This is a genomic window from Streptomyces sp. DvalAA-14, from assembly GCF_900091855.1.
Classification (GTDB): Bacteria; Actinomycetota; Actinomycetes; order Streptomycetales; family Streptomycetaceae; genus Actinacidiphila.
Genome location: NZ_FMCH01000306.1, coordinates 1 through 3,779, shown reverse-complemented (window position 1 = coordinate 3,779; position 3,779 = coordinate 1). Strand labels below are relative to the sequence as shown.

At 68.5% G+C, this 3,779-nt stretch carries 3 protein-coding genes; all 3 read left to right on the top strand.

The window, feature by feature from the left end; translation table 11 throughout:
* A partial coding sequence (locus GA0115240_RS15500; RefSeq protein ID WP_141708844.1) for a Dyp-type peroxidase occupies positions 1–796 on the top strand: 796 nt, incomplete at its 5' end.
* A gap of 264 nt (positions 797–1,060) precedes the next feature.
* Positions 1,061–2,932 carry an alkaline phosphatase family protein gene (locus GA0115240_RS15495; protein WP_237554902.1) on the top strand — a complete coding sequence of 624 codons (1,872 nt, stop codon included), beginning with the start codon at positions 1,061–1,063 and terminating at the stop codon, positions 2,930–2,932.
* Positions 2,933–3,322: 390 nt separating this feature from the next.
* Positions 3,323–3,779 (top strand): discoidin domain-containing protein (locus GA0115240_RS15490; RefSeq protein WP_141708843.1); only part of this gene is annotated, 457 nt, incomplete at its 3' end.

Sequence of the window (3,779 nt, the reverse complement as noted above, 5' to 3'; positions counted from 1 at the left end):
GCCGCTGCGGCTGGGCACCATGCCCGCCTTCCCGGACGACGACCTGCAACCGGCCTGGTGCCACGGCGACCTGAGCCTGCAGCTGAGCGCGCCGCACGCGGACACGGTGCTGCACGCGCTGCGCGACATCACCCGGCACACCCGGGGCGGGATGCAGGTGCGCTGGCGGATGGACGGCTTCACCAGTCCGCCGCGGCCCAGCGGCACCCCCCGCAACCATCTGGGCTTCAAGGACGGCACGGCCAACCCGGACGCCAGCGATCCGGCGGTCGCGAGCCGGCTGCTGTGGGTCGACGGCGGCGGCGAGCCGTCCTGGACGACCGGCGGCTCGTACCAGGTGGTGCGGCTGATCCGGATGCTGGTGGAGTTCTGGGACCGGGTGTCCATCATCGAGCAGCAGCGGATGTTCGGCCGTACCCGCGACAGCGGCGCGCCGCTGGACGGCATGCACGAGTTCGACACGCCGAAGTTCGCCCAGGACCCGACCGGTGACATCATCCCGCTGGACAGCCATATCCGGGTGGCCAATCCGCGCACCGCGAAGACCGACAACTCCCGCCTGCTGCGCCGTGGTTACAACTACGACCGGGGTATGGACAGCAATGGCAACCTGGACATGGGCCTGATATTCGTCTGCTACCAGCAGGACCTGGAGCGGCAGTTCGCCACGGTGCAGAAACGGCTGGCCGGCGAGCCGCTGGTGGACTACATCTCGCCTTTCGGCGGCGGCTACTTCTTCGCGCTGCCCGGTGTCCGCGACCGCTCCGACTGGCTGGGCAGCGGCCTGATCGCCTGATCGCCCGTCCATCCTTCGAAATGAGTAAAAGCCGAGTCAAGATTTCCTAAGGATTTACTGACCCGGTGTTCACCGGCCCGCCACCAGCGTGCCCCTGTCATGTAGCGAGTCGCCAGAACGATCGCGTTCGACACGCACACGCACACGCACACCCACACCCACACGCATCGACAGCGGCACGAGCAGAGCACCACTTAGCGGAGGCTGAGGCCACACATGAGCACCACAAGCGGTACGGGCACGAGAAGAGGGGCGGGCGCGCGGATGCGAACCGCGCGCTGGGGGGCGTTCGCAGGTGCTGCGGCGCTCGTACTGCTGGGTGGCGCGGCGCCCGCCAACGCCGCCTCCCCGGCCCACCACGGGGGCGGCAGCGACAACACCACCACCCCGATCAAGCACGTCGTCGTCATCTTCGACGAGAACGTGTCGTTCGACCACTACTTCGGCAGCTACCCGGTGGCGGCCAACACCGACGGCACCAAGTTCACCGCCGCCAAGCACACCCCGAAGGCGGACAACCTCCTCAACTCGGGCCTGCTGAAGAAGAACCCGAACCAGTACCCGCCCTCGCGCCTCGGCCCCGACAAGGCCGTCACCTGCGACCAGAACCACTCGTACGGCCCGGAGCAGTACGCGGCCGACGGCGGCAAGGCCGACCAGTACGTGCAGAACACCGAGACCAGCACTTGCTCGGGCGGTCTGTTCGGCGAGCCCGGCCTGGTGACGGACTACTACGACGGCAACACCGTCACCGGTCTGTGGAACTACGCCCAGCACTACTCGCTCGGCGACAACTCGTACAGCAGCACCTACGGGCCCTCCACGCCGGGCGCGCTGAACCTGGTCTCGGGTCAGACGCACGGGGTGATCTCGGTCGACCCCAAGAGCGGCACCGAGAACCCGAAGCAGACCGCGGCGCCGGACGCCTACACGGTGGTCTCGCCGAACGCCAAGGGTGTCGGCACGGTCATCAACGACCCCGACCCGGCCTTCGACGACTGCTCCGACACCAGCCACACCAGCGCCAACGCGCTCGCGGTGATGCAGGGCAAGAACATCGGTGACCTGCTGAACGCCAAGAACGTCAGCTGGGGCTGGTTCCAGGGCGGCTTCCGCCCCTCCACCGCGTGGGACGGCAAGCAGGGCGACTACGCCAACTGCCAGGGCAGCACCCACACGAACATCGGCGGCGCGGCCTCGGTCGACTACAGCCCGCACCACTCGCCGTTCGAGTACTACAAGTCCACGTCCAACCCGCACCACCTGCCGCCGAAGAACACGGCCGAGATCGGCCACAACGGCCAGGCGAACCACAACTACGACCTGACGGACTTCGACTCGGCGCTGAAGGCGGGCAACCTGCCGGCCGTCAGCTTCCTGAAGGCCGCCGAGTACCAGGACGGCCACGCCGGCTACTCCGACCCGACGGACGAGCAGAACTTCCTGGTCAAGGAGATCAACGCGGTCCAGTCCTCGTCCTCCTGGAAGGACACCGCGGTCGTCGTCGCCTACGACGACTCCGACGGCTGGTACGACCACGCCTACGCCAAGCCGCAGAACGGCTCGAAGGACACCACGCTGGCGTCCAACGGCAAGACCACCGACAGCCCGGCCTGCCAGGCCGGTCCGACGTCCGCGGGCGGCTACGCCGACCGCTGCGGCCCGGGCACCCGTCAGCCGCTGCTGGTCATCTCCCCGTACAGCAAGGTGAACTCGGTCGACCACACCCGCACCGAGCAGGCGTCGATCACCAAGTTCATCGAGGACAACTGGAAGACCGGCCAGATCGGTGACGCGTCCTTCGACAGCCGCGCCAACTCGCTGACCGGGGCCTTCGACTTCCGGCACCCGAACAACGAGCAGGTGCTGCTGAACGCGAACGGCTCGGTGAAGTCGATCAAGCGGATCAGCACGCAGCCGAGCACGCCCGGCAAGCCGGGCAAGCCGGGTCACGGCTCGTCGGCCGGCGGCAACGGCAACCGCCCCGGCCCGGACGGCAGCACCGGTGAGGTGCTGGCCGAGACCGGCGGCTCGTCCCCGGCCCTGCCGCTGGGCATCACCGCCGGTGCGCTGCTCGTCGGTGGCGGCGCGCTGTGGTACGCCCGCAAGCGCCGCGGCGCCGGCACGGCCGCCTGAGCGGCGCTGTGACGGCCTGACGGCCGAGATCCGAGGGGCCGTCCCGGCAACCGCCGGGGCGGCCCCTCGCGTTGTCCTGCGGCCGCCCGGGCGCGGCGCGTCTTGCGTTCACGACCTGAAGGCATGGCGGATGCCGACAGCACGGCACGACCCGTTTGCCGGGATTGGTGAAGCTTCTTCGTTTTCCGGCTCCTGCTTTGTGCACAACTCTTGACATGGATGAAACACAGGGAGAAACATCTCGGTGTGTGCCGGGAGAGCGCTCTCACTGATCAACTCGATAGCGCCGACCGGTAGTTCGCACTGATCACGGCATCTCGCCGTTCCGCCGTCCGCCGGCGGGGCGGTTGTCCACTTCTGCCCCCACCTGTGGAACCAGGAGAGTTGCTCATGCTCGCTCCCCCCACCGGTCCGCCCGCACTGAGATCCTCGGTGCTGACGAACCGGCGAAATATCGTAGCGGCGGTCCTCACGGCGCTCGTCGCCTCGCTGCTGCTGTTCGTGCCGATGCGCTCGGCGCACGCGGCCGACACCCTGCTCTCGCAGGGCAAGACCGCCACCGCCTCCTCCACCGAGAACGCCGGCACCCCGGCCTCCGCGGCGGTGGACGGCAACACCGGCACCCGCTGGTCCAGCGCCGCTGCCGACCCGCAGTGGCTCCAGGTGGACCTCGGGGCGACCGACACCATCAGCTCGGTCTCCCTCAACTGGGAGGCGGCGTACGCCAAGTCCTTCAAGATCCAGACCTCTGCCGACGGCACGAACTGGACGGACATCTACTCCACCACCACGGGCGCCGGTGGAAACCAAACGGTTTCCGTAAACGGTTCCGGGCGTTATGTCCGGC